23 protein-coding genes and 1 tRNA gene are annotated in these 23,347 nt (G+C 70.1%); 13 read left to right on the top strand and 11 right to left on the bottom strand.

Annotated elements, in window-relative coordinates:
* The first annotated feature begins 42 nt into the window (after positions 1-42).
* Positions 43-717 carry a TetR family transcriptional regulator gene (locus ABIC53_RS02485; protein ID WP_112617175.1) on the top strand — a complete coding sequence of 225 codons (675 nt, stop codon included), beginning with the start codon at positions 43-45 and terminating at the stop codon, positions 715-717.
* Positions 718-792: 75 nt separating this feature from the next.
* Here ABIC53_RS02485 and ABIC53_RS02480 read toward each other — a convergent pair whose 3' ends face one another.
* The 4 genes from ABIC53_RS02480 to ABIC53_RS02465 all read right to left on the bottom strand — a co-directional run bounded on the left by ABIC53_RS02480 (position 793) and on the right by ABIC53_RS02465 (position 4,300).
* Positions 793-1,086: a hypothetical protein gene (locus ABIC53_RS02480; protein WP_269267639.1), complete on the bottom strand. Its 294-nt coding sequence runs from the start codon at positions 1,084-1,086 to the stop codon at positions 793-795.
* A gap of 172 nt (positions 1,087-1,258) precedes the next feature.
* Complete coding sequence (locus tag ABIC53_RS02475; protein WP_354450218.1) at positions 1,259-2,128, bottom strand: WcbI family polysaccharide biosynthesis putative acetyltransferase; 870 nt, start codon at positions 2,126-2,128, stop codon at positions 1,259-1,261.
* Between the two features lie 45 nt (positions 2,129-2,173).
* Positions 2,174-2,725 (bottom strand): CGNR zinc finger domain-containing protein, encoded by a 552-nt coding sequence (locus tag ABIC53_RS02470; RefSeq protein ID WP_354450216.1) that lies wholly within the window; start codon positions 2,723-2,725, stop codon positions 2,174-2,176.
* 222 nt (positions 2,726-2,947) lie between these two features.
* Positions 2,948-4,300, bottom strand: a complete 1,353-nt coding sequence (locus ABIC53_RS02465) for a D-alanyl-D-alanine carboxypeptidase family protein (RefSeq protein ID WP_282501261.1) — start codon at positions 4,298-4,300, stop codon at positions 2,948-2,950.
* 115 nt (positions 4,301-4,415) lie between these two features.
* Here ABIC53_RS02465 and ABIC53_RS02460 point away from each other — a divergent pair, with 115 nt between their 5' ends.
* From ABIC53_RS02460 to ABIC53_RS02440, 5 genes are all read left to right on the top strand, one after another.
* Complete coding sequence (locus ABIC53_RS02460; protein ID WP_354450214.1) at positions 4,416-5,384, top strand: hypothetical protein; 969 nt, start codon at positions 4,416-4,418, stop codon at positions 5,382-5,384.
* Positions 5,381-6,994 carry an efflux RND transporter periplasmic adaptor subunit gene (locus tag ABIC53_RS02455; RefSeq protein WP_354450212.1) on the top strand — a complete coding sequence of 538 codons (1,614 nt, stop codon included), beginning with the start codon at positions 5,381-5,383 and terminating at the stop codon, positions 6,992-6,994. Before ABIC53_RS02460 ends, ABIC53_RS02455 begins: the two co-directional genes overlap by 4 nt.
* Complete coding sequence (locus ABIC53_RS02450; protein ID WP_112617182.1) at positions 6,991-7,743, top strand: ABC transporter ATP-binding protein; 753 nt, start codon at positions 6,991-6,993, stop codon at positions 7,741-7,743. The genes ABIC53_RS02455 and ABIC53_RS02450 overlap by 4 nt, the downstream gene beginning before the upstream one ends.
* On the top strand, positions 7,743-9,059 hold the full coding sequence (locus ABIC53_RS02445) for an ABC transporter permease (protein ID WP_112617183.1): 1,317 nt from the start codon (positions 7,743-7,745) through the stop codon (positions 9,057-9,059). The genes ABIC53_RS02450 and ABIC53_RS02445 overlap by 1 nt, the downstream gene beginning before the upstream one ends.
* Positions 9,060-9,167: 108 nt before the next feature.
* Positions 9,168-10,790 carry a serine/threonine-protein kinase gene (locus tag ABIC53_RS02440; protein WP_282501266.1) on the top strand — a complete coding sequence of 541 codons (1,623 nt, stop codon included), beginning with the start codon at positions 9,168-9,170 and terminating at the stop codon, positions 10,788-10,790.
* A 4-nt stretch (positions 10,791-10,794) separates the two neighbouring features.
* On the opposite strand, the gene ABIC53_RS02435 is transcribed toward ABIC53_RS02440, so the two are convergent.
* The 4 genes from ABIC53_RS02435 to ABIC53_RS02420 form a co-directional block, all read right to left on the bottom strand.
* Positions 10,795-11,379, bottom strand: coding sequence for an isochorismatase family protein (locus tag ABIC53_RS02435; protein WP_112617185.1), 585 nt, complete (start codon positions 11,377-11,379; stop codon positions 10,795-10,797).
* On the bottom strand, positions 11,376-13,580 hold the full coding sequence (locus ABIC53_RS02430) for an MMPL family transporter (RefSeq protein ID WP_354450209.1): 2,205 nt from the start codon (positions 13,578-13,580) through the stop codon (positions 11,376-11,378). Before ABIC53_RS02430 ends, ABIC53_RS02435 begins: the two co-directional genes overlap by 4 nt.
* A 61-nt stretch (positions 13,581-13,641) precedes the next feature.
* Complete coding sequence (locus ABIC53_RS02425) at positions 13,642-14,037, bottom strand: hypothetical protein (RefSeq protein ID WP_323986102.1); 396 nt, start codon at positions 14,035-14,037, stop codon at positions 13,642-13,644.
* Positions 14,038-14,106: 69 nt separating this feature from the next.
* Positions 14,107-14,685: a TetR/AcrR family transcriptional regulator gene (locus tag ABIC53_RS02420; protein WP_112617561.1), complete on the bottom strand. Its 579-nt coding sequence runs from the start codon at positions 14,683-14,685 to the stop codon at positions 14,107-14,109.
* A gap of 188 nt (positions 14,686-14,873) precedes the next feature.
* Here ABIC53_RS02420 and ABIC53_RS02415 point away from each other — a divergent pair, with 188 nt between their 5' ends.
* Positions 14,874-15,638 carry a sugar phosphate isomerase/epimerase family protein gene (locus tag ABIC53_RS02415; protein ID WP_404568857.1) on the top strand — a complete coding sequence of 255 codons (765 nt, stop codon included), beginning with the start codon at positions 14,874-14,876 and terminating at the stop codon, positions 15,636-15,638.
* Entirely contained in the window at positions 15,635-16,762 is a 1,128-nt protein-coding gene (locus tag ABIC53_RS02410) for a Gfo/Idh/MocA family protein (protein ID WP_323986103.1), read from the top strand. Before ABIC53_RS02415 ends, ABIC53_RS02410 begins: the two co-directional genes overlap by 4 nt.
* Positions 16,763-16,830: 68 nt before the next feature.
* On the opposite strand, the gene ABIC53_RS02405 is transcribed toward ABIC53_RS02410, so the two are convergent.
* Positions 16,831-16,906, bottom strand: a tRNA-Thr gene (locus tag ABIC53_RS02405).
* A gap of 230 nt (positions 16,907-17,136) precedes the next feature.
* On the opposite strand from ABIC53_RS02405, the gene ABIC53_RS02400 reads away from it, so the two are divergent.
* The 5 genes from ABIC53_RS02400 (at position 17,137) to ABIC53_RS02380 (ending at position 20,524) form a co-directional block, all read left to right on the top strand.
* Complete coding sequence (locus ABIC53_RS02400) at positions 17,137-18,033, top strand: MetQ/NlpA family ABC transporter substrate-binding protein (protein WP_354450206.1); 897 nt, start codon at positions 17,137-17,139, stop codon at positions 18,031-18,033.
* 68 nt (positions 18,034-18,101) lie between these two features.
* On the top strand, positions 18,102-19,139 hold the full coding sequence (locus tag ABIC53_RS02395) for a methionine ABC transporter ATP-binding protein (RefSeq protein ID WP_354450204.1): 1,038 nt from the start codon (positions 18,102-18,104) through the stop codon (positions 19,137-19,139).
* Positions 19,132-19,791, top strand: a complete 660-nt coding sequence (locus tag ABIC53_RS02390) for a methionine ABC transporter permease (protein WP_181574219.1) — start codon at positions 19,132-19,134, stop codon at positions 19,789-19,791. Before ABIC53_RS02395 ends, ABIC53_RS02390 begins: the two co-directional genes overlap by 8 nt.
* Before the next feature lie 119 nt (positions 19,792-19,910).
* Positions 19,911-20,099, top strand: a complete 189-nt coding sequence (locus tag ABIC53_RS02385; RefSeq protein ID WP_354450202.1) for a nucleotidyltransferase domain-containing protein — start codon at positions 19,911-19,913, stop codon at positions 20,097-20,099.
* A gap of 149 nt (positions 20,100-20,248) precedes the next feature.
* Positions 20,249-20,524: a hypothetical protein gene (locus ABIC53_RS02380; RefSeq protein WP_354450200.1), complete on the top strand. Its 276-nt coding sequence runs from the start codon at positions 20,249-20,251 to the stop codon at positions 20,522-20,524.
* Between the two features lie 106 nt (positions 20,525-20,630).
* On the opposite strand, the gene ABIC53_RS02375 is transcribed toward ABIC53_RS02380, so the two are convergent.
* Positions 20,631-22,184, bottom strand: coding sequence for an alpha/beta hydrolase (locus ABIC53_RS02375; RefSeq protein WP_354450198.1), 1,554 nt, complete (start codon positions 22,182-22,184; stop codon positions 20,631-20,633).
* The gene (locus ABIC53_RS02370; protein WP_354450196.1) at positions 22,181-23,335 is read right to left on the bottom strand and encodes a DNA polymerase III subunit delta'; all 1,155 of its coding nucleotides are present in this window, start codon (positions 23,333-23,335) and stop codon (positions 22,181-22,183) included. Before ABIC53_RS02370 ends, ABIC53_RS02375 begins: the two co-directional genes overlap by 4 nt.
* Between the last annotated feature and the right edge of the window lie 12 nt (positions 23,336-23,347).

Genomic DNA, 23,347 nt, shown 5'->3' with positions numbered 1-23,347 from the left:
ATGGCAGTCTCTGCCACGTTGGCGCTGTGCGACACTTATGCCATGCACCGCGACGGCGAGAACGATGCCCCGATCATCGAGGAGCATCCCGCGGGTCTGCGCGAACGTCGACGCCAGGAGACCCAGCGCGAGCTGTCGGATGCCGCGCTCGACCTTTTCGAGCAGCACGGCGTGCATGGCACGACGGTGGACGACATCGCACGCCGCGCCGGCACGTCGCAGCGCACCTTCTTCCGCTACTTCGCGACGAAGGAGGCAGCCGTGTTCGCCAGCGCCGACGACTCGGCGCGCGTCGTGGGCGACGCCATCGACGCCGTGCGCGCGGGAGCGTCCGTCGTCGAAGGGATCGAACGCAGCTGGCTGAAACTCCTCGACCGCTTCGACGCGCATCCCGACGAGCACATCCGCGCGCTGCGCATCCGCCGTCTCGTCGGCTCGGAGCCGTCGCTGCTGGCCGTCGCGCTGCGCAATGAGGCCGAAGAGGTCGAGCAGCTCACCGATGCCGCCGTCGACGCGGCGGGCGCCGACGCCGATGTGCTCGCCGCTCGCGCGGCCGTCTCGACGATGGCCCTCGTCCTCCGGCTCACGATCGACGAGTGGGTCCGGCGTGCCGAGCTCAACGAGCGCGCGAGCGTCCGCCAGATCTACCTCGAGATGCGCCGAGGCGTCGCGACGGTCGCCCGCGACCTCGAGGCCGACCCCCCGCACCACGGCTGACCGAGGTCCCACTTCGGCCGGGAAAACCGGCGGTGGACCCGGCCCAAGTGGGACCTCGCAGGGTGGAGTCGGAGCTCAGGCGCGTACGCGCTGAGGCGACGCCGGGCCGCGGGTGCGTCGTCGCGGCGAGCGCGCATTGCGGCGCGCAGATGCCGGCCGGGCCGCTTCGGCGACGGCTGCAGCAGCCGCGTCGGGCGAGGCGTGCGTGCCGAGATCGGCGCCGTGGCCGCTCTCGGCGTCGAAGGTCGCCGGTGCTGAACCGGTGGTCACGAATCCGGCGTACTGGCCGTCGAGAGTCGCGACGAAGAAGTCGGCGTCCGCCTGTCGCCAGACGAGCGCGGGCGCGGAAGAAGAAAGAGTTGAAAGCACGATGTCCTGAGAATGAGCGCGCACAGCGTGATGCGCGGAAGAAGAAGGGAGCTGGATGAACCAGTGATCGCGTCGGACGATCTGCTCGACAGTGAGCCAGGCGAACGACACACGAGCCCCGAAGGGACGTTCCAACGCTAGCACGCCCCCGATGAGCGGGGGCCGGACGGGGTCAACCGCTCCACCGCCCGGCCAGCTCGCGGAGCCTGACGATCGCCGCGGCGACGAAGTCGGGGTGCGCCCGGTACCACTCAGTGTGAGCTTCGGCGACGAGTGCCGGATCGACCTCGACCCCGTCGACGATCCACGAGCGACGCGGTGCATCGGGCAGCCCCCAGGCATCGACCACCCAGTCCTCGAGCGGGGCCCGCACGGCGTTCAGCAGGGGCCTCCCCGGGTCGGTCGGGCCGCCGGGCAGGCCGAGCGCCGACAGCACGCGCTCGGCCAGGGGCATCCAGACGCCGTTGCCCGGATGGTTGATCGTGCGCATGACCTCGGCGGAGGTGGGCCGCAGCAGGTCTGACGCAGCGACGTCGATCGCCTCCTCCCGGCGACGCAGCTCGGCGAGGGAGTCGCTCTCAACCTGGTGCACGGCCCGGCGGTCGAGCAGCGGAAGCGCAGGGACCCCGGCCGCCGCGGCGAGGGTGCGGATGTCGTGGTACGCCACGATCGGCGGCACTTCTTCGATCCCGTCCACGTGCAGCGCCGCCTGGAACGGATGCAGACCCGCGTATCGGACGACCGGGAAGGTCACGAGGCGGGCGGACGGCGTGAGGGATGCCGCCAGCTGGCGGGTTCCGAGGCGTAGACCGTGGTAGTCGTCACGAACAGGCTGAGCGACGAGGAAGGAAGCCCGGGGAAGCAGCTCGTGCAGGCGCTCAACGTCGGCGGCATCCATCTCGTGGACGGGAGGCACCCGAACCGTCGGACGGTCGGGGGCGTCGAGGACGATACGCATCGATTCGGCCTGGCAGTTGCCGACGACGAGCCCGAAGCCCTCCGGCGGCTCGACACCCCGGAACGGGGAGGGGGCGTGGTGCATCCCTCCACTGTGACCATCCGCCTCGACGGGCGCCGGTGTTTGCGGTCAGCCCACCCGATGCGCTATCGCCGAGCGCGCCCGGTGACGACGCACGCCGTCGCGATTGGCGCACCGAACCGAGCAGTAGCGCTGCCGGCCGTTACGGGTCACGTCGACCACGACGTTGCGGCACGGATCTCCGGCAACACGGCCCGCGGCGCACCGCGACAGGCGCTCCATCCCCCGCGTCGTCACGTGGAGAGCCGTACCGACCGCGATGACCGCGCGGAGAACCTGCGGCAAACGCTGGTCGTCGTCGCGGTAGTGGAGGTGCCACTCGCCGTCGTGGTCGGTCAGCCGGGGGTACGCCGTCGCTGCGGCCATGAGCCGGTTGAGCAGCGTGGCGCGCTGCGCTGCCGACTCGGCATCGACGACCTCGAGCCAGGAATCGATGACCGCGCGGGTCGCATCGAGGTCGGACGGGGCCGCCGGGGCGTAGATCGCGGTCATCCCGAACTCGTATGTGCGCGCGACGATCCCATCTCGATCGCTCGGCCAGTCGTTGGCCAGCGAAGCGGCGAGCAGGACCGCGTACTCGCCGTAAGGGTTGAGCTGCATAACGGCATTACATCACGATCGAATCATGTCACCCTCCTCCCCCGCATCGTCCGCCGCACCGCTTCACACGCGCACTCACGAGCACGGCTGGACGACCGAGTCCGCGCACCCGACGTCGGAGGGAATCGTCCGTTACGTCCGATGCGCGGGATGCGGCATACGACGGGTCGACCTACAACCGACACCATCCCTCCCGCCGGTCGCGGAGACCGCGGAAATCGATCAGCCGATTTCACCCGGATGAGTGAGACGCCACCACTCGGAGGGAGGCTCAATCTCGCCGTCGAGCACGACGGGTACGGTGACCGACTCCGGGCCGGCCGACCAGGTGATCTCGCCGAGTACCTCGCCGTCGGTCCAGAGGCGGGGCTCGCGCACGTCTCCATCGACGACGATGGGCGTGTCGGACCACGTGCGCAACGAGGCCCCCTCCCCCAGCACGACCCGGGCCGAGCTGCCCCACGCGGTCGTGTACGTGCCGATCTGCTGACGGGGCTGCGCGACAGAGGTGACGTGGAACCCGTCGGAGACACGTTGCAGGATGCCGAGCACACTGGCGCCCACGCCGCGTTGCGATGAGCCGCCGAGTGCCACCCCCACGACGCTCAGCGGCTCGGGAAGACCGACGTCGACAGTCGCTGTGTAGAGCAGATTCGCACCGCTTTCCTCGAGCGTGCCGGTCTTGAGTCCCGTGATCCCGCTCTGTCCGAGCAACCGGTTGGTGTTCGCCATGGCCCCCGGCCCCGGCAGGGTCAGAGACGGCGTCGCGGCGATCGCCGCCACCGTCGGATCTGCCGCGGCGATGCGACCGAGTGCGATCAGGTCGCTCGGGGAGCTGGTGTTCCGGGGATCCAGGCCAGACGGCTCGACGATGCTCGTCCGCTCCAGGCCGTTCGCCGTGAGCCACCGATCGGCAGCTGCGCGGAAGCCCGACACCGAGCCGAACGCCCACACGGCGATCGCCTCGGCGTAGTTGCTCGCCGACGGGATGAGCATGGTCGCAAGGGCGTCGCGCAGCGAGAGCGAGCTGCCGATCGGCATCGGAGCGATCGTCGCGTCACGGACGAAGTACGCGTCGTAGAGCGCGTGATCGTCGCGGTCGAAGGTGAGCGTCGGCCCCCGGTCGCCGTCGGTGATCGGGTAGGCGTCAAGGACCACGAGCGCTGTGACGAGTTTGGTGATGCTGGCGATCGGGCGAGGATCGTCACCGCCCTGGACCATCCAGACCCCGGCTGCCTCCGGGCCGAGATACGGCTCGGCGCCCGCGACCGAGAGGGCGGCTGCGCCATCAGCGGTAAGACCGAGGTCGACGGCAGCCGGCGGGGCGGGCGCTCGGGGAATCGAGACCTCGCCCGCAGCCGGCTTGAGCGGGGCGGTCAACGCCCAGGCGGCGTATCCCCCGGGCGCACCGAGCATGATCGCGGCCGTAACGCTTGCGGCGATCCAGCCGGTGCGGCGTCGACGGCGGCGCGATGCCGACACTTCTTCCGGGGACGCCACAGGCACCCCAGCGGCTGCCGAGAAGAACTCCCCGAATTCGCCGAGGTCGTCGCTTTCCGAGTCGCGTCGCGTCATCGCGGTTCCCTCCGTCTGTGTCGCCCATCTTCACTCAAACGTCATCCTCATGGATGATTCGCGACTCTCAGCGACCCCATAGTGTTGAGGCGATCTTGAAACAAGGGGGTTGCACGTGCACCGCAAAACGCTTCGATGGGCCGCACCGGCCGCGATCGGTCTCGTCTTCGTTCTGGCCGGTTGCACGGCCGCCGACGGTTCCGCCGACGCGGCTGAGGAATCGCCGCTCTCCGAGTACTTCTCCGCCTTCTACGGCAGCGACATGAGCGAGGAAGAGCAGCAGGCGAAGTTCGAGAAGGAGAACAAGCAGCGCGAAGAACTCGTCGCGCAATGCATGCAGGACGAGGGCTTCGAGTACATCCCCGCCCCCAGCAGCATGTCGTTCAGCTCGGGCACCGAATGGAAGCCCGAGGATCGCGACTTCGTGGCCCAGTGGGGTTACGGCGCTGTGAAGTACCCCGAGGCGGACGAGCAGCCTGAGCCCGAGCAGATGACCCCCGACCCCAACTCGGACTACGTCATGGCGCTCTCCGAGTCGGAACAGGCCGCGTATTACGAGGCGTTGTACGGGCCGACCCCGAGCGAAGAGGAGATGTCGGAGGACGGGTCGTACGAATACAACTGGGAGACAGCCGGCTGCAACGGCTCGGCCTCTCACGAGATCAGCGGCGACGACCCCCTGCAGTCCGACGAATTCGCCGACGTGATGGACGCCATCACGAAGTTCTACGAGAACTCCGCGTCGCTCCCCGCCATCGTCGACCTCGACCGCGAATGGTCCGCGTGCATGGATGCCGCGGGATACCCCGGATTCGCTACGCAGGCGGACGCCCAGAACTCGATCTTCGACGAGCTTAACAAGATGTACGAGACCATGACGGAAGCCGGGCCCGACCAGGCGACGATGGACGACATCTACGAGCGCGAGGTCGAACTCGCGCTCGCGGATCTCGACTGCCGCAAGGAGACCGACTACCGCGCGAAGTACGACAAGGCGCAGTTCGACGCCGAGGAGCAGTTCATCGCCGATCACAAGACGGAGCTCGAGGCGATGAAGGCGGCTGCTGAGCAGGCTCGTCCGTGAGTGGTGAGCGCGTGAACGACGCCGTCTCGGAGGCTGACGACTCGTTCGATGAACTCATCGGCGACCCCGCGGAAGCGCCCGACGCCGCCGACAGCACGGATGCCGCGGTATCCACGCCGGCCGCGGGAGGTGCACGACTCGCCGTCTGGCGGTCGGTCGTCTCACGCAACCGCGTGCTCTGGATCTCCGCAGCAGTCGCCGTGGTCGCGCTGGTCGGCGGGCTGCTCGTCGGCCGGTTCGTCATGGCGCCCGCCTCGGCGGCGGCGGACGACGCCCCCGCACCGGGTCTCGTGACCGTTCCGGTGGAGTTCGGCCCATTGAGCAATGACGTCACCATCCGCGGTGAGGTGGGCTTCGCCGACCCCGTCGAGGTGAAGATCGACACGTCCGCGATCTCGGGTCCGGCCGTCGTCACCGGGCAGGTTCCGGCTCTGGGAGCCGAGCTGACGCAACTTTCGGTCGCGCTCGAGGTGGCGGGGCGTCCCGTCATCACGCTGCCCGGCGAGCTGCCTGCGTACCGCACACTCCGGTTCGGCGTTTCCGGCCCCGATGTCGTGCAGTTCAAGGAGGCCATGCGCTCCGTCGGCATCGACGCGGGAGATCCCGCCGACAACGTCTTCGACGAGCAGGCGGCGAACGCGGTCACCGCGCTGTACGCCGCTGTCGGCTACACCGGCCCCGAGTCGGAAGAAGACGGTGACAGCGCGGTGCGCGCGGCGCAGGAGAGCGTCCGATCGGCCGAGCAAGCTCTCTCCGCCGCGCGCGCTCAGCTGGCCTCGGCCGGGCGAGACGGCGACGCCATCGCTCGCGCCGACCTCGAGGTCGCGAACGCCCGCGCGGTCCTGCAGGGTGCGCGGGATAACGGCGCCTCCTGGGACGAGATCGTCGCCGCCCAGAACCAGGTGGCTACCGCGGAGCTCGCGCGAGAGCAGGCGAACGCCGCCCCCGACACGAGCAGCGAGCGCGCCGCCGTCGACGCCGCCGCGAGCCAGCTCTCGCAGGCGCAGGACGATCTCGCCCGAGCCCGCCAGCAAGCGCTGCCCGCTCTGCCGGCCGGCGAAGTGCTCTATCTGACCGAGCTGCCCCGCCGCGTCGACGCGGTCACGGCCGAGCGCGGCAGCATCCTCTCCGGCGCGGCGATGACCGTCTCCGGAGCGACCGTGGCGTTGAACGGCTCGGCGGCCGAGGCCGACGCGAAGCTGCTCACGGTCGGCTCGGCCGCCACCTTCGCGCTGCCCGATGGGGCTGAGCACGCCGCGACCGTGACCGCGGTGGCACCGGGCACCGGCGGCGAGAGCCGGTGGAAGGTCAGCCTCGAGCCGGCGGAGCTGACCCCCGAGCAGATCTCGCAGCTCCAGGGCACGAACGTGCGCGTGACGATCGCCGTCGGCGCGACCGCCGGCGACGTGCTGAGCGTTCCCGCGGCGGCGCTGACGGCGGGGCCGGGCGGCGAGACCCGCGTCGAGGTCGTCGAGGGCGACCCGCGTGACCCAGACGCCCGTACCCGGCTCGTCGTCGTGGAGACCGGACTGTCGGCCGGCGGCGCCGTCGAGGTGCGCGCCACCGAGGGCGAACTGGCGGAGGACGATCTCGTCGTGGTCGGGCGATGACAGACACGATCGTCGCCACCTCCGACCGTTCCGCCGCGCCTGACGCGGGCGAGGACGTCATCCGATCGGATGAAATTCCGCCGGTGATCGAACTGCGCGACGTCACTCGATCGTTCCCCGGACCGCCCGAGGTGCAGGCGCTCAAAGGCATCAATCTGACCGTCTCCGACGGTGAGTACGTGTCGATCGTCGGGCCGAGCGGGTCAGGCAAGTCGACGATGCTCAACATCCTCGGCCTCCTCGACCGCCCGACGGTGGGTGAGTACCGCCTCGCGGGCGAGCTCACCGGCGGATACACCGAGGACGAGCGCGCCGCGGTGCGAGCACGTCGGCTCGGGTTCGTGTTCCAGGCCTTCCACCTGATGCCGCGGCGGACCGTGCTCGAGAACGTCATGCTGCCGATGCTCTACAGCGGCACACCGCGGGCCGAGCGCGCCGACCGCGCACGGGCCGCGCTCGAGCGCGTCGGCCTCGGCCACCGCGTCGACTTCCGGCCCGGTCTCCTCTCGGGCGGCGAGCGCCAGCGGGTGGCGGTGGCGCGTGCCGTCGTCACGCAGCCGCGGGTCATCCTCGCCGACGAGCCGACCGGCAATCTGGACCAGTCCACGACGGCGGACATCATGGCGTTGTTCGAGGAGCTGAACGCGGGTGGGCTGACCTTCGTCGTCATCACCCACGACCAAGGCGTGGCCGACCGCGCGGCACGGCGCATCCGCATCGCCGACGGCCGCATGAGCGAGCTGAGCTGATGCCGGCGTTCTGGAAGAAGCTCCGCGGGCGCGTCTCTCGCCGCCGCACCGACGTCGAGACGACGACTGCGGTCGCTGAGGCACGCCAGGTGGCGCGCGCCGATCGCTTCGGATTCGGCGACCTCGTGCTCGAGGCGACGACCGACATCGGCTCACGCCCGGGACGCCTCGTGATGACCGTCATGGGAACCGTGCTGGGCATCGGCGCGCTCGTCGCGACCGTCGGCTTCGCGCAGACCGCAGCCGGGCAGATCGCCCGACAGTTCGACGCGGCCGCAGCCACCCATCTGAGCATCGCCCCGACCGAAGCGCAGGCGCGGGGCGGACAGCGGGTCGCGACCGCCTCGCTGCCGTGGGACGCCCCCCTGCGCCTCGAGCACCTCGCCGGCGTCGAGTCCGCCGCCGTGCTGGCGCCCGTCACGCTGCGCGAGAACACGATCACCACCGTCCCCATCAACGATCCCTCGATCGCGGCGCCCGCTCCGCCGGCGCTCTTCGCGGCCTCGGGCGAGATCCTCGACACCCTCGGCGGGCGCATCGTCACCGGCCGATCGTTCGACGAGGGGCACGACGCACGCGGCGACCGCGTCGCGATGCTGGGGTCGCGGGCCGCCGAGCGGCTCGCGATCAACCGCGTCGACACGCAGCCGTCGGTGTTCATCGGAGGGGTGGCCTACGCCATCGTCGGCATCTTCGACGAACTCGACCGCCGCGCCGAGGTCGTCGATGCCGTGGTGATCCCCACGGGGGCTGCCCGGCAGGACTTCCAGCTCGCCTCCCCCGGCGACGCGATCGCGCGCATCGTGGTCGGCACAGGTCCGCAATTGCGCGAGCAGGCACCGCTGGCCCTCGCCCCCGACGCGGTCGACACGCTCGAGGTCAGCGCACCGCAGGGGCGTTCCGACCTCGCCCGCGACGTGCAGGGAGACGTGAATGTGGTCTTCCTCATCCTCGGCGTCATCGTGCTGCTGGCGGGAGGGCTGGGGATCGCGAACGTCACGACCCTCTCGGTGCTCGAACGCACCGGCGAGATCGGGCTGCGCCGCGCGCTGGGATCCACCGGCAGACAGATCGCCGGCCAGTTCGTCGTCGAGTCCATCGTCATCGGATTGCTCGGTGGCCTCATCGGGTCGGCGCTCGGCGTGTTCGCCGTGCTGGGGGTCTCGATCGTGCAGCAGTGGTCGCCGGTGCTCGACCCGTGGGTAGCACTCGGCGGAACGGTCCTGGGAGCGATCATCGGCCTCGCCGCCGGCGGCATCCCGGCTCGACGAGCCTCTCGCATCGAACCCGTCGTCGCCCTGCGCGGCAACGCCTGAACCGTCGCCCCATAGCGCGGACCGGGCCCGAGCGCCAGTCCTCTTCGCTCGAGATCGCGCAGGTCTACCGTTGCTCGCGGTGGGGACGGCCGAGGACGAGGACGCGGGATGATCGACGGTGTCGCGAACGATGATGTCGCGCTGCCGGGCGCCCTCCTGGCGGGCCGGTATCGCGTCGTCGAGCCGATCGGCTCGGGCGGCATGGCGCGGGTGTTCCTCGCGCGCGACGAGGCCCTCGGACGCCCGGTCGCTGTCAAAGTGCTGCGGCCCGAGCTGACCGACAGTGCCGCGTCCGATCGTGCGGCGATCGAGACGCGCCTGCTCGCCTCGCTGAACCACCCGGGACTGGTCACGCTGTTCGACGCCCATCTGACGGCCGAACCGCGCTTCCTCGTGATGGAGCACGTCGTCGGGACGACGCTGGCCCAGCGGATCGCGACAGGTGTGCTCGACGAGGGCGAGCTCACAGCGCTCGGCGGCCAGCTCGCGGACGCGCTTCACGTCGTCCACGACGCGGGAATCGTGCACCGCGACGTGAAGCCGTCCAACATCCTCCTCGCGCGCTCGACGGTCCCGGGGGTTCCGCTGCGCGCCAAGCTCGCCGACTTCGGCATCGCCCACCTTCTGGACAGCGAACGTGTCACCTCACCGAGCCTGCTGATCGGCACCGCCGCCTATATTGCTCCCGAGCTGCTGCACGGGGCCGACCCGGCCCCGCCGTCGGACATCTACGCCCTCGGCCTCGTGATGCTCGAGGCGGCCACGGGCGAGCGCGCGTTCTCCGGGTCGGACGGCAATCGCGGCCAGCTGCTGGCACGCTTGTCACGCGATCCCGACATGCCCCAGGGGCTCGATCATCACTGGCGCGACCTGCTGTGCGCGATGACAGCACGCCGCCCCGAGGATCGCCCGACCGCGCTCGAGGTCATGTCACGGCTGAGTGGGGCGCGCGCCCAGGCCGACGTCGCGGGAGAAGCCACCGTCGCCTTCCCGGCGAGCACAGCAGCGGCGCGATCCGGCTTCGTGCCCGCCGCGAGCCGCGCCGCTCAGTCTGACGTCGCGACCGCCGCGTGGCCGCTCACCTCGACGCGCGGGACCGCGTCGCCGACGAACCTCGACGCCCCCGTGACGGCAGCCGCGGCTCTCGCGGCACGCGGAGCAGGCACGGAACCCACGTTCTTCTCGCCCAGCCTCAGTGCGACCGCAACGTCCGCACCGGAACGGGTCACCGCCGCCCGACAGCGTCACCGAAAGCGGACGGCGATGGCTGTCGGCGCCCTCGCCGCAGCGTCGGCTGGCGTGGTGGTCGCCGCACATCTCATGCTGATGCCGCCGCAGGCCTCTCCGGTGACGGATGTCGCCGTGCCGACCGTCGTCGAGACTCCGTCCCCGTCCGTTTCGGGCGTCGACGGCGATGCAGGCGAGAGCGAGGAGCCAGAAACGCCCGCGGACGATGTCACGACGGGGACGCAGACTGTCGTCGCCCCCGGCACCGGTCAGGCCGGCGCTCCGGCGCAAACCACCGACACTGTGCCGGCCGACATCGTGCCAGCCGACACCCCGACCACCGAAACGGTCATCACCGACGCGCCTCCCGCGGGGAGCAACGGATCAGCACCGGGCGAGAACAGCGGCAACGGTAACGGTCCCGGTGCGAACAGCGGCGCGGGGCCGATGTCCAACGGTCCGGGCTCTCAGAAGCCGGGGAAGCCGGAGAAGCCGGGCGGCTGAGCTCTCACCGGTCCGTGCTGGCGGCGAGCGCCGCGCCCGCGTGGGCCAGCTCGGCGAGCGCGGCCGCGCTCGATTCTTCCGCGACGCCCGCCACGAGGTCGGTCAGGATGCGTACCCGACGACCGTGCGCGATCGCGTCGAGGGCCGATGCGCGCACGCAGTAGTCGGTCGCGATGCCGACGATGTCGACGTCGACGACCCCGTGCTGCGTCAGCAGGTCGGCGACGGCATGCCCCTCCTCGGTCGTCCCTTCGAAGAGCGAGTACGCGGGCACGCCCTGCCCTTTCTTCACGTGGTGGGTCACGGCGGACACGTCGAGCTCGGGGTCGTACTCCGCGCCCGCGGTGTCGGCGACGCAGTGCACCGGCCAGGTGTCGACGTAGTCGGGCTCGTCGACGGCGAAATGCCCACCGTTGTCATGATCGCCGTGATGCCAGTCGCGCGAGGCGACGATGATCTCGTAATCGCCGGCGTGCTCCCGGAGGTGACGCGTGATCGCCGCGGCGACCGCGTCACCCCCGGTCACACCGAGTGCTCCGCCTTCGGTGAAGTCGTTCTGGACATCGACGATGAACAGGGCACGGGTCATGCGTCGAGGGTACGCCGCGTGTCCCCGCGCTGCACGTCCCGCTCGCGTCGCCACTGCTTCGACGGCCACCAGATGGCGGGGCCGATGTCGTGAGCGAGTGCGGGGACGAGGAGCGAGCGGACGACGAAGGTGTCGAGCAGCACCCCGAAGGCCACGATGAAGGCGATCTGCGCGAGGAACAGGATCGGGATGACGCCGAGAGCCGCGAACGTCGCCGCCAGCACGAGCCCCGCCGAGGTGATGACCCCGCCGGTCGCCACGAGCCCCCGGGCGATGCCTCGACGGGTTCCGTGTTCGAGAGTCTCCTCACGAACACGCGACATGAGGAAGATGTTGTAGTCGACCCCCAGCGCCACCAGGAACACGAAGCCGTACAGCGGCACCGCGGGATCGCCTCCGGGGAAGTCGAACACGTGGTTGAACACGAGGGCGCTCACTCCCAACGCCGTGCCGAACGACAGGATGGTGCTCAGGATGAGCAGCACCGGCGCGAGGATCGAGCGCAGCAGCAGCATCAGGATGAGCAGGATCACGACCAGGATGACCGGGATGATGACTGTCCGGTCGCGGATCGAGGTGTCGTTGGTGTCGACGTTCGTCGCTGTGGTCCCGCCCACGAGTACCTCGGGTGCCTCGTCGGCGAAGGTTGCTCGCAGATCGCGGACCGTCTGCTCGGCCTCGAGCGAGTCCGCCGGATCGGCGAGCGTCACCGACAGCAGGACATCGCCCTCCGACACCGTCGGCTCGGGGGCCGGTGCCCCCGGGGGCCCGGCGGCGGTGAAGACCGGCTCGCCGCCCTCGAGAGCCACCGAGACCTGCCCGGTGGGTGAATCCGCTGCGACCGCGGCGACCGATGAGATGCCGGGGTTCTCCTCGAGCACGGCGAGCGCGTCGGCGAGACGGTCTTGCGGAACGATGACGGACGCCGGGCTGCCCGACCCCGCCGGGAAGTGCTCGGCGAGAGCGGCCTGACCGTCGCGGGCTTCTGAGGCTCCGAGCACGAGGTCGCTCGAGGGCACACCGTTCGCGTTGAGCTGCAGCACGCCTGCAGCGCCGACGAGCAGCACGACGGTACTCGCGATCCAGACCGTCCGGGCACGACGTGCGACGAAACGCGCCTGACGCGGCCAGAGTCCGCGAACCGGCTCCCGCGGGTCGTCAGGAAGATCGATGGCGCCGGTGCGGGGGATGAAGGGCCAGAAGGCGGCCCGCCCGAACAGCGCCAGGAGTGCCGGCAGGAAGGTAAGCGCCGAGAGCATCGAGAACGCGATGCCGATGGAGGCGATCGGACCGAGCGCCTTGTTGCTCGCCAGGTCGCTGAGCAGCAGGCAGAGAAGGCCCGCGATCACGGTGCCGCCCGAGGCGAGGATCGGCTCGACAGCGCCCTTCCAGGCGCGGAGCGTCGCGTCCCAGCGGGATGCGCCCGCCCCGATCGCCTCGCGGTAACGAGCCGTGTAGAGCAGGGCGTAGTCGGTCGCCGCGCCGATCACCAGGATGAAGAGGATGCCCTGCACCTGTCCGTTGAGGACGACGATGTCGGCCTTGGCGAGCCACCAGACCGTCAGGAGGGCGACGCACAGCGCGAAGACCGATGTGAGCAGAACGAGGATCGGCAGCAACGGCGAGCGATAGACGACGACCAGGATGATGAACACCGCGGCCAGCGCGACGATCAGAAGCAGTCCGTCGATGCCGAGGAAGCCCTCGGCGAGATCCGCCGTGAAGCCGGCGGGTCCCGTGACCCACGCTTCGACGCCCGCGGGCAGGTCCTCCTGGACGAGCGCCCGGACCTCTTCGACGACGTCGCGTACCTCCCCCGAGGCGTCGATCGGCACGAAGACCTGGACAGCCAGACCGTCCTCGGACGGGATGGGCGGCGACACCTCGCCGACACCGTCGAGCTCGCCGATGGCGGTGCCGAGCTCGCCGAGTGCTGCGAGCTGCGCCTCGTCGAGCGGATCGGATGCCGCGGCGACGACGACCGCCGGGATCTCCTCACCGCCGGTGAAGTCGGTCAGGCGCTCACTGACCTTCGTCGCGTCGGCGCTCGCGGGGAGGAACGAGGACTGGTCGTTCGTGGCCACCTCGCTGACGCGCCCGAAGTAGGGTCCACCCACCGAGCCGCCCACGAGCCAGACGAGCACGAGCAGGGCGGGAATGCCGATGCGCAGCCAGCGTGGGACACTTCGTTCGCTATTCACGTAGGTAGCTTATCTAGCTACATTCGGATACGCCAGTCCGTCCGCCGACTCGAGACCCCGCTCAGCCGCGGACGAAGAGGACGACCCAGGATGCGACGAGCGCGACGACGCCCACAGCGAGAAATCCGGATGACAAGCCGACGAGCAGTCGGCGAACCGGCGGCCGACGGGTCAGCCGCATCCTTCCCCGCCACCCGTGGCGATACCAGATGTCGGCGCGATCGCGGCCCGCGAGGAGCGCCGCCGTATGCTCATCGACCCGCGCGCTGTTCGCCTCACCCTCGTCGTCGAACCAGCGCACCCACGTGCCGTCGGGCTCGTGGTCGACGAGCGCGTCGGCCGGAAGCCACGTCCCGTCCGCCGCCCACAGCACGAGGAGCGCGATGCCGAACGTGACAGCGCCGCCGAAGCCCGCCCAGCTGAGGATCTCGAGGACCGCATCGAGAGTCGTCGTCACGCGCGCCGCCGGCTCGGGAAGCGGGTCGCTCGGGCCATGCACTCAGTATGGTTCACGCCGGGTGCGAATTCATGACGGACGCAGGAGCACTGCGAGAGAGGCGAGCGTGCGCTCGAGCTCGATCGAGGGCTCGAGGAGCCACTGGATCTGCAAGCCGTCGGATGCCGCGATGAGCAGAGCCGCCAGTTGTTCCGCCGGCACGTCGTCACGAACGGTTCCCGCACGCTGCTCGGCCCGCAGCCGCTCGGTCAGCTCGCCTCGAATGCGCTCGAACCGGGCCGTGAAGAAGCGCTTGCCGTGCTCGCTCCCCGCCTCGAGCGCACCGGCGACGAGGATCGAGTAGAGCTCGACGAGGCCCGGAACCTCGAGGTTGTCGACGGCTGCGCGCGTCATCACCCCGACCGCCGTTTCGGGCGGAGTCCGACCGCGCTGTCCGCGCTGCGTCTCAGCGTGCTCGTACACGGCCACGAGGAGCTGCTCGCGCGACTCGAAGTAGTGCAGCAGTGCGGCGTGCGAGACCCCGATGGCCTCGGCGATCCGCCGCAGCGACGTTCCCTGCAGCCCACGCTCCTGGAAGACCTCGATCGCGCGGTCGAGGATCTCCTGACGTCGCGCCACACCCTTGGCGTACGCGCCGGGGCGCCCCATCTTCGCGCGATCGGCGTTGCTCACACCGCGACTGTAACAAGAAACCTCCACCTGGATGTATTACGTGTTAGCGTGACGTCGTGCCACCACAGGCACCCCGCACGATGACGTACGAAAGAAGGTCGACTGTGACTCAGGTCCAGGCATCCGTCCAGCTCTATTCGCTTGCGAAGGAGTTCTCCGCCGACATGTCCGGCTCGCTGGCGAAGCTCGCCGAGATCGGATTCGCACACGTCGAGGCGTTCGACTTCGTCTCGCGTCCGACCGAGATCCGCGCGGCGCTGGATGCCGCCGGCCTCACCTCGCCGACCGGTCACGCTCCCCTGCTGACCGACGAGCTCTGGACGCCGGACGGCTCCATCCCCACCCCCGCACCCGAGGTCGTCTACGAGGCCGCCGCAACGATCGGCATGAAGACGGTCATCGACCCGTTCGTCGCCCCCGAGCGGTGGCTCACCGAGGACGGCGTCGCCGACATCGCGGAGCGCCTGAACGCGCAGGCCGAGATCGCCGCCGGCTTCGGCCTGAGCGTCGGTTACCACAACCACGCGCAGGAGTTCGTCGCGTCCTTCGACGGTCAGAGCGCCTACGAGCGCTTCGTCTCGCTCCTCGACGAGCGCGTCACGCTCGAGCTCGACCTCTTCTGGGCGCTCACCGGTGGCCAGGACGTCCCGGCCCTCGTGAAGAGCCTCGGCGACCGGCTCATCGCCGTCCACGTCAAGGACGGCGTCGTCCCGACATCCAACCCCTGGGCCCCAGGAGCCGCGGAGTTCGGATCCGACAGCCTCGATCAGCGTCACGCCGGCACGGGCGACGTCCCCCTCGCCGAGTCGCTGCGCGCGGCGACCGCTCTGAAGTACGCCGTCGTCGAATACGATAAGGCACCCGGCGACGTCTTCGCCGACGTCGCCGCCAGCCTGGCGTTCCTGCGTGAGAACGGAGTCAGCGCATGACCGGGCCCGTCGGAGTCGGTTTCGTCGGCGTCGGTGTCATCAGCGACACCTACCTCGAGAACCTCGGCTCGTTTCCCGATGTCCGCGTCGTCATCCTCGGCGACCTCGACGTCGACCGCGCCAAGGCTCAGGCCGAGAAGCACGGCGTCGCCGGATGGGGCACGACCGACGATGTCCTCGCGCACCCCGATGTCGACGTCGTCGTCAACCTGACGATCCCCGCCGTCCACGTCGAGATCTCCTCGCGCGCGATCGCGGCGGGCAAGCACGTCTGGACCGAGAAGCCGCTCGGCCTCGACCGCGAGAGCACGGCGGAGCTCCTGCGCCAGGCGGATGCCGCGGGCCTGCGCATCGGTTCGGCCCCCGACACGCTCCTCGGCCCCGGCTTCCAGACCGCGAAGCGCGCGATCCAGAGCGGTGTGGTCGGCGAGCCCATGTTCGCGTCGACGACGTTCCAGACCGTCGGCCCCGACCTGTGGCACCCGAGCCCCGCGTTCCTCTTCGCCCAGGGAGCCGGACCGCTGCTCGACATGGGTCCGTACTACTTCAGTGGTCTCGTCAGCCTCTTCGGGTCGGTCGACCGCGTCGCCGCCGTCGGGCGTAAGAAGCTCGAGGAGCGAACCATCCAGGCCGGGCCCAACGCGGGCACCGTCTTCCCCGTCGAGGTGCCCACCACGATGCAGGTCATCACGGCCTTCGAGGCGGGTCAGCAGGCGGCGAGCCTGCTGAGCTTCGACTCGGCCCTCGAACGCCACGGCGTGTTCGAGGTGCACGGCACCGAGGGCTCCATCGTGCTCCCCGACCCCAACCAGTTCGAAGGACGCATCGCCTACGTCAAGGCGCGGAAGTCGATCTCGGACGGCAACTGGGGCGAGCAGGAGTGGATCGAGATCGAGCAGGAGGGCAAGCTCACCGGCCGCGGCCTGGGCCTGCTCGACATGGTCCGCGCGATCGCGGAGGACCGGCCGCATGTCGCCACCGGCGAGCTCGGCTACCACGTGCTCGACGTCATGCTCTCGGCGCAGGAATCGGCCGCCTCGGGCGAGTTCGTGAAGGTCGCGAGCACCGTGGCGCCCGTGCCCACCGTGCCGGTCGACTTCGACCCGTTCGCCGCGACGCTGTAAGCCGCGCGGCGGCCCGTCCAACGGGAACGCGAAAGGCCCGGACTCTTCGGAGTTCGGGCCTTTCGTTGTGGAGCCGCCTAAGGGAATCGAACCCTTGACCTATTCATTACGAGTGAATCGCTCTGCCGTCTGAGCTAAGGCGGCGCGCGTCGCTGTGCGATGCACGATCAGCAATGTTACATGGTCTCCGACCCCGTCGCGAACCGGGGGCGCGGCCGACGCCCTTATATCGGGAGACGCCGTGTTACGCGACGATTACTCCCCGTCCACCCGTGGCGCTTACCGTCGGAGGGCACCGCGATGAGGCGAGCGCGACCCCGGTCGCGCACGGGCGGGTCACCGCCCCGCGGTGCCCGATCCGAGGAGCACCACTCATGTCCAAGCGACTTCTGACCGCGGCCGCCCTGGCCCTCCCCCTGACCCTCCTGCTCGGCGCGTGCGCGTCGGACGCCGGCGCCGGCGACGCCGGTGAGGCCGCACAGGACGGCCCGGTGCGCATCGGCGTCGTGGGCGCGGGCGACCCCTACTGGGAGACCTACAAGGAGGCCGCGGCCGAGGAAGGCATCGAGGTCGACATCGTCGATTTCACCGAGTACACGCAGCCCAACCCCGCGCTGTCGGCCGATGAGCTGGACCTCAACCAGTTCCAGCACATCATCTACCTCGCGACCTACAACGTGAACGCCGGCGACGACCTCGTGGCCGTCGGCTCGACCGCGACCTACCCGCTGGGCCTGTACTCGACGCAGTACGACTCGGTCGACGACATCCCCGAGGGCGCCACCGTCGCCGTCCCCAACGACGAGAGCAACCAGGCCCGCGGTCTGCTCGTGCTGCAGGCGCAGGGCCTCATCGAGCTCAAGGACGGCGGCACGGTGTTCTCGACGACCGCGGACGTCGAGCCCGGCTCGAAGGTCAAGGTCGAGGCACTCGACGCCGCCCTCACCGCGACGTCGCTGCCCGATGTCGCCGCCGCGATCATCAACAACGACTTCGTCGAGGATGCCGGCCTGAAGTTCGACGACGCGCTCGCGACCGACGACCCCAGCGACCCGAGCGCGCAGCCGTACATCAACATCTTCGCCGCGAAGGCCGAGGACGCCGACAACCCGACCTACCAGAAGCTCGTCGAGATCTTCCAGGACACCCAGGCGGTCACCGACGGCCTGCAGGAGGCGTCCGGCGGCTCGGCCGTGCTCGTGAAGACGCCGAAGGACGAGCTGGCTTCCGCCCTGAAGCAGGTCGAGGACGACATCCGCGCCAACCAGTGACATCCCCGCGTGTGCGGCCCGCTCCCCCGGACGGGCCGCACACGCATGTCCCGTTCGAGGAGACCCGCATGACCCTCATCCGCCTGTCCGGCGTGACCAAACGCTTCCCCCCGTCCACGAAGGGCGGCGAGCCCGTCGTCGCGGTCGATGGCGTCGACCTCGAGATCGAGGCCGGAACCGTGTGCGGCATCGTCGGGTACTCCGGCGCGGGAAAGAGCACGGTGCTGCGCCTGGTCAACGCTCTCGAGACGCCGACGAGCGGCAGCGTCGAGATCGACGGCCGCGACATCACGGGACTCCGCGAGCGCGAGCTGCGAGCCCTGCGCGGTGACATCGGCATGATCTTCCAGCAGTTCAACCTGTTCGACTCGCGCACCGTCGCGGGCAATGTGGCGTACCCCCTCGAGGTCGCCGGCCGCCCGCGTGCCGAGGTCAAGCAACGCGTGGCCGAACTGCTCGAGTTCGTCGGGCTCTCGGGCAAGGCCAAGAACTACCCCGAACAGCTCTCGGGCGGGCAGCGGCAGCGCGTCGGCATCGCGCGGGCGCTGGCCACGAGCCCCCGCATCCTGCTGGCGGACGAGGCGACGAGCGCTCTCGACCCCGACACGACTCAGGAGGTGCTCGCCCTCCTCAAGCGCATCAACACCGAGCTCGGCGTGACGATCCTCGTCATCACCCACGAGATGGAAGTCGTCCGCGCGATCGCCGACCGCGTCGTCGTGATGGAGCATGGACGAGTCATCGAGAGCGGTGACGTCTTCGACGTTCTCTCGGCACCGTCGCACGACGCCACGCGCCGCTTCGTGGCGAGCATCATCGATGAGGCGCCCACGGGCGACAAGCTCGCGGCACTGCGCGCCCGGCACCCCGGCCGCATCGTCACCTTCACGATCCGCGAGGGCGAGTCGCCGCAGGCGGACGTGTTCGCGGCGCTGTCGTCGCACGGCGTCCGGTTCGAGCTCATCCACGGCGGCATCAACGACATCCGCGGTCGCGTCTTCGGCCATCTGACCCTCGCTCTGTCGGGAGAGAAGGACGCCGTCGACCGTGCCGTGGCGGCGGCATCCGCCCACGCACCGCTCATCGAGGAGGACTCCCGTGGATAGGCTCATCGACCTGCTCCCCGACCTCTGGCCGGCGACGGCCGAGACGCTCTACATGATCACGCTGAGCCTCGTGTTCGGCGGTATCGCGGGCTTCCTCATCGGCCTCGCACTGTACGCGACCCGGGCCGGCAGCCTGTTCCCCAACCGCGTCGTGTTCGGCATCGTCAATGTGATCGTCAACACGTTCCGGCCGATCCCGTTCATCATCTTCATGGCCGCGGTCCAGCCGCTCGCCCGCGCGTTCAGCATCCGCGGCATCGGCATCGAGTTCGCCGTCTTCGCGATCTCGATCGCGTCGATGTTCGCCATCGGACGCATCGTCGAGCAGAACCTGCTGACGGTGCGCCCTGGGGTGATCGAGGCTGCCCGCGCCGCCGGTGCGAGCCGCTCGCGCATCCTGTTCCGGCTGGTCCCCCGCGAGTCGCTCGGACCGCTCGTGCTCGGCTACACCTTCATCGTGGTCGCGCTCGTCGACATGACCGCGGTCGCCGGCGCGATCGCGGCGGGTGGCCTCGGTCAGTTCGCGCTGGTGAACGGCTTCCGTCAGTTCAACCCGTGGGTGACCTGGGCGGCCGTGATCATCATCATCCTGCTCGTGCAGGGCGTACAGTTCCTCGGCAACGCCCTCGCGCGCCGCATCCTTCGACGCTGATACCCGCCGAGGTCCCAGTTGGGCGGGGTCCGCGCCCGTCGAGGTCCCAGTTCGGCCGGGTATGGCGGCATCATTCCCGGCCCAAGTGGGACCTCGGCGGCGGGGGCTAGCCTGGCGGCATGCTTTCGGATGCCGATCTGGTTCGCATCGCGCGTGATCTTGCAGCGACGCCGGGCGTGGTCGCGGTGGCGCTCGGAGGCAGCCGCGCGCGCGGCACGCATGCCGCCGACTCGGACGTCGATCTCGGCGTCTACGTCGACGGGCGAACATTCGACCGCGGCGTCCTCTCCGCGTCGGTGTCTCGCTGAGCCGGGACGTCGGTCACCATCGGACCGGCCGGGAGCTGGGGCCCGTGGGTGGACAGCGGCGCGTGGGCGACGATCGCGGGAATGCCCGTCGACGTCATCATCCGCGACGCCGACCCTTCCTCGACGACCTGTGGCAGGTGGATTTCCTCGTGGACGCCGCAGCGAAGGTCGCTGGTCGCGGCGACACCGCCTACCTCAGTCTCTGCCTGAGCAACGCGGCCGTGCGGCTCGGGTACGCGTGGCACGCCGACGCCAGAGCCTGGGCCATCAACGAGAAGGGCATCGTCCCGGGAGTCTCTCGTCTGACATCGGCCCCGGCCGACTTCGACATCCGGGTCGCCGCTGCTCTCAGCGCGCTCGACGGCTCACCCGAGGGCGCGCGGGCAGCGGTCGAGATGCTCCGGACCCTGCCGCGCCCGTCCTGACCGCCGCCGAGGTCCCACTTGGGCCGGTTTCAGCGGCCCCGTTCCCGGCCGAACTGGGACCTCACGCGGCAAGCTGGGACCGGTGGGATGCCGAGGGAGCAGAGACCTAGCGGCAGACGAGGCCGTCCTCGGGCACCGTGTCGTCGAGGAAGAAGGCCTCGACCGCGTCGTCGACGCACGAGTTGCCCTTCTGGAACCCGGTGTGCCCCTCGCCCTCTCGCGTGACGAGCACGCCCGAGGCGAGCTGATCGGCGAGCGATTCCGACCACTCGTACGGAGTGGCGGGATCGTTGGTCGTGCCCACGACGACGATCGGCGCGGCACCGTCGGCCGTGATCTCGCCGCGGGTACCGGTGGGCGGGTACGGCCAGACTGCGCAGGCGTCGACGCCCTCCCAGTACGGTGCGACCGTCGGCGCTTCCACCGCGAGGCGCGCCTTCGACGCGGCCTCGGCCTCGGGGTCGTTCTCGACCGGGTAGTCCATGCAGTTGTACGCGCGGAACGCCTCGGACGAGTTGTCCGAGTACTGCCCGTCGGACGTGCGCGCGTAGTAGAAGTCGGCGAGCAGGAACGCCGTCTGCGGGTCGCCCGCCAGAGTCTGCGACAGAGCCTGCCGCAGGATCGGCCAGTTGTCCTGCGAGTACAGCGCGGCGATGATCGCGGTCATGAGCGAGTCGGCGCCGAGCCGGCGACCGTCGGATGCCGGCAGGGGCGACGCGTCGACGCTCGCAAGCAGCGTCCCGAGGTCGGTCATCGCGTCATCGACGGACCCTCGGAAGGGGCAGTCCTCTTCCTCGATGCAGGCCGCCATGAACGCGCGCAGCGCAGACTCGAAGCCGACCGCCTGGGTGGCGCTGACATCGAGAGACGACACGCTCGGGTCGATCGCACCGTCGAGCACGAGACGCCCGACGTTCTCGGGGTAGAGCTTGGCGTAGGTCGCCCCGAGGAAGGTTCCGTACGAGTACCCGAGGTAGTTGAGCTTCTCGTCGCCGAGCACCGCACGCAGCAGATCCATGTCGCGCGCGGCGAACTCGGTCGTGATGAAGGGCAGGATGCCGCCGCTGTTCTCGTCGCACGCGGCGGCGAACTGCTCGTTGCGCTCCGTCAACTCCGCTTCCCACTCCGGCGTGCCTCGAGGCGCCGCCGGGATGTCGAAGAAGTAGGCGTCGGTGCCCGCGGCGTCGAAGCACGCGACGGCGCTCGAGCGGCCCACACCGCGCGGGTCGAACCCGATGACGTCGTAGGCGTCGGCCAGCACCGACCCGACCGCGAACTGCGCGCTGTCGGCGATCAGGTCGTACCCGCTCGCGCCGGGACCGCCGGGGTTGACCAGCAGCGACCCGAGCGCTTCGCCCGACCCGGCCGCACGCCGGACGACCGCGAGCTCGATCTCGCCCGCGGACGGATCGTTCCAGTCACGCGGCGCGCGCACCGTCGTGCAATCGTATGAACCCGAGTCGGCGCCCACGCAGGACTCCCACTCGAGCTCCTGCCCGTAGAACGGCATCAGATCCGCTGAGACGCCCTCGGTGATAGGCGTGCGGCTCGGCGCCGGCGAAGCCTGATCGGGGCTTCCCTTGAAGACGCATCCGGTGAGGACCGTCACCGTGGCCGCGGCGATCGCGACGACGGTGACCAGACGACGGGGAGCTTTCACGGTGTCCTTCCGCTGGCGACGGTGATGAGCATGCTCTCGAGGGCGAGCAGGGGGGCCGCGTTGCCTTCGAGGGCGCTTCGCGTGGCCGAGATCCGATCGAGCACGACGAGCGTGCGGTCGGGAGTCCATGCCGACGCGAGAGCGGCGAGCTCGCTCGTCAGCTCGCGATTGATGAGGTCGCCCTCCCGGCCGAACTGCAGCATCAGCGTGTCGCGGTACATCGATTCGAGATCGGTGAGGACCCGATCGATGCCGTCGCGCAGGCTGCGCGTCGCCCGACGCTTCTGCTCGTCCTCGAGCGCGCTGAGCTGACCGCGCACGGCGGGCGGCACGGGTGCACCCGGAGCGACCCCGAGCGTACGCCGGAGCGCCTCTCGCTCGGACTCGTCGCGTTCGGCCGTCAGAGCCTTGGCATCTTCCGTCGCGGCGCTCACGATGCGACCGGCCGTCTCGACGGCGTCGGACACCCCGCGCACCGCCAGCACCGCGCGCAGCGTCGCATCGCGGCGCTCCCGAGAGGCGGCATCCGTCGCGAGGCGCTGAGCCATACCGATGTGACGCTGGGCGAGACGAGCGGACTGCTCGGCCACCGCTTCGTCGACGCCCGTGCGCGCGGAGATCAGGCCGGCGACATCCGCCACGTCGGGCTCACGCAGTCGCAGCGTCCGCACGCGCGAGCGGATCGTCGGCAGCAGATCAGCATCGCTCGGCGCGCACAGCACCCAGACCGTCTGCTCCGGCGGCTCTTCGAGAGCTTTGAGCAGAACGTTGCTCGTCCGCTCGACCATCCGATCGGCGTCTTCGACGACGATGACCCGGTAGCGACCGAGAGACGGCGAGAAGTACGACCGTTCGACGAGCGCGCGGGCGTCACGGATGGAGATGACCACGCCCTCCGTGCGGAGGGCCGTGAGATCGGGATGCGTGCCCGCGAGGACCTGCCGCATCGCGCCCTCATCCCCCGGCTCGGCGATCAGCGCTGCGGCGAACGCGTGCGCGAGCGTCGAACGCCCCGAGCCGGGTGGGCCCGTGATGAGCCAGGCGTGCGCGAGCTGCGCGGGGTCGGATGCCGCGGCCTGCAGCGCCGCGACGGCCGAGTCCTGACCCCAGACCTCGCCCCACGGCGGCGCGAGCGGAGCGGAGGCGGTCATGGGTCCAGCCTA

The organism is Microbacterium sp. 1262, assembly GCF_040544895.1.
Lineage (GTDB): Bacteria > Actinomycetota > Actinomycetes > Actinomycetales > Microbacteriaceae > Microbacterium > Microbacterium plantarum.
The sequence above is the reverse complement of the archived record's forward strand: the minus strand, read 5'-3'. Positions and strand labels throughout refer to the sequence as shown.

Bases quoted from the DNA above. Each gene is read 5' to 3' on its own strand.
- ABIC53_RS02420 (WP_112617561.1), bottom strand. From the start codon at position 14,685: ATGGGGCGCCCCGGCGCGTACGCCAAGGGTGTGGCGCGACGTCAGGAG.
- ABIC53_RS02465 (WP_282501261.1), bottom strand. From the start codon at position 4,300: ATGACGCGACGCGACTCGGAAAGCGACGACCTCGGCGAATTCGGGGAG.
- ABIC53_RS02400 (WP_354450206.1), top strand. From the start codon at position 17,137: ATGTCCAAGCGACTTCTGACCGCGGCCGCCCTGGCCCTCCCCCTGACC.
- ABIC53_RS02440 (WP_282501266.1), top strand. From the start codon at position 9,168: ATGATCGACGGTGTCGCGAACGATGATGTCGCGCTGCCGGGCGCCCTC.
- ABIC53_RS02385 (WP_354450202.1), top strand. From the start codon at position 19,911: ATGCTTTCGGATGCCGATCTGGTTCGCATCGCGCGTGATCTTGCAGCG.
- ABIC53_RS02445 (WP_112617183.1), top strand. From the start codon at position 7,743: ATGCCGGCGTTCTGGAAGAAGCTCCGCGGGCGCGTCTCTCGCCGCCGC.
- ABIC53_RS02370 (WP_354450196.1), bottom strand. From the start codon at position 23,335: ATGACCGCCTCCGCTCCGCTCGCGCCGCCGTGGGGCGAGGTCTGGGGT.
- ABIC53_RS02395 (WP_354450204.1), top strand. From the start codon at position 18,102: ATGACCCTCATCCGCCTGTCCGGCGTGACCAAACGCTTCCCCCCGTCC.
- ABIC53_RS02470 (WP_354450216.1), bottom strand. From the start codon at position 2,725: ATGCAGCTCAACCCTTACGGCGAGTACGCGGTCCTGCTCGCCGCTTCG.
- ABIC53_RS02415 (WP_404568857.1), top strand. From the start codon at position 14,874: ATGTCCGGCTCGCTGGCGAAGCTCGCCGAGATCGGATTCGCACACGTC.
- ABIC53_RS02435 (WP_112617185.1), bottom strand. From the start codon at position 11,379: ATGACCCGTGCCCTGTTCATCGTCGATGTCCAGAACGACTTCACCGAA.
- ABIC53_RS02410 (WP_323986103.1), top strand. From the start codon at position 15,635: ATGACCGGGCCCGTCGGAGTCGGTTTCGTCGGCGTCGGTGTCATCAGC.
- ABIC53_RS02475 (WP_354450218.1), bottom strand. From the start codon at position 2,128: ATGCACCACGCCCCCTCCCCGTTCCGGGGTGTCGAGCCGCCGGAGGGC.
- ABIC53_RS02485 (WP_112617175.1), top strand. From the start codon at position 43: ATGCACCGCGACGGCGAGAACGATGCCCCGATCATCGAGGAGCATCCC.
- ABIC53_RS02450 (WP_112617182.1), top strand. From the start codon at position 6,991: ATGACAGACACGATCGTCGCCACCTCCGACCGTTCCGCCGCGCCTGAC.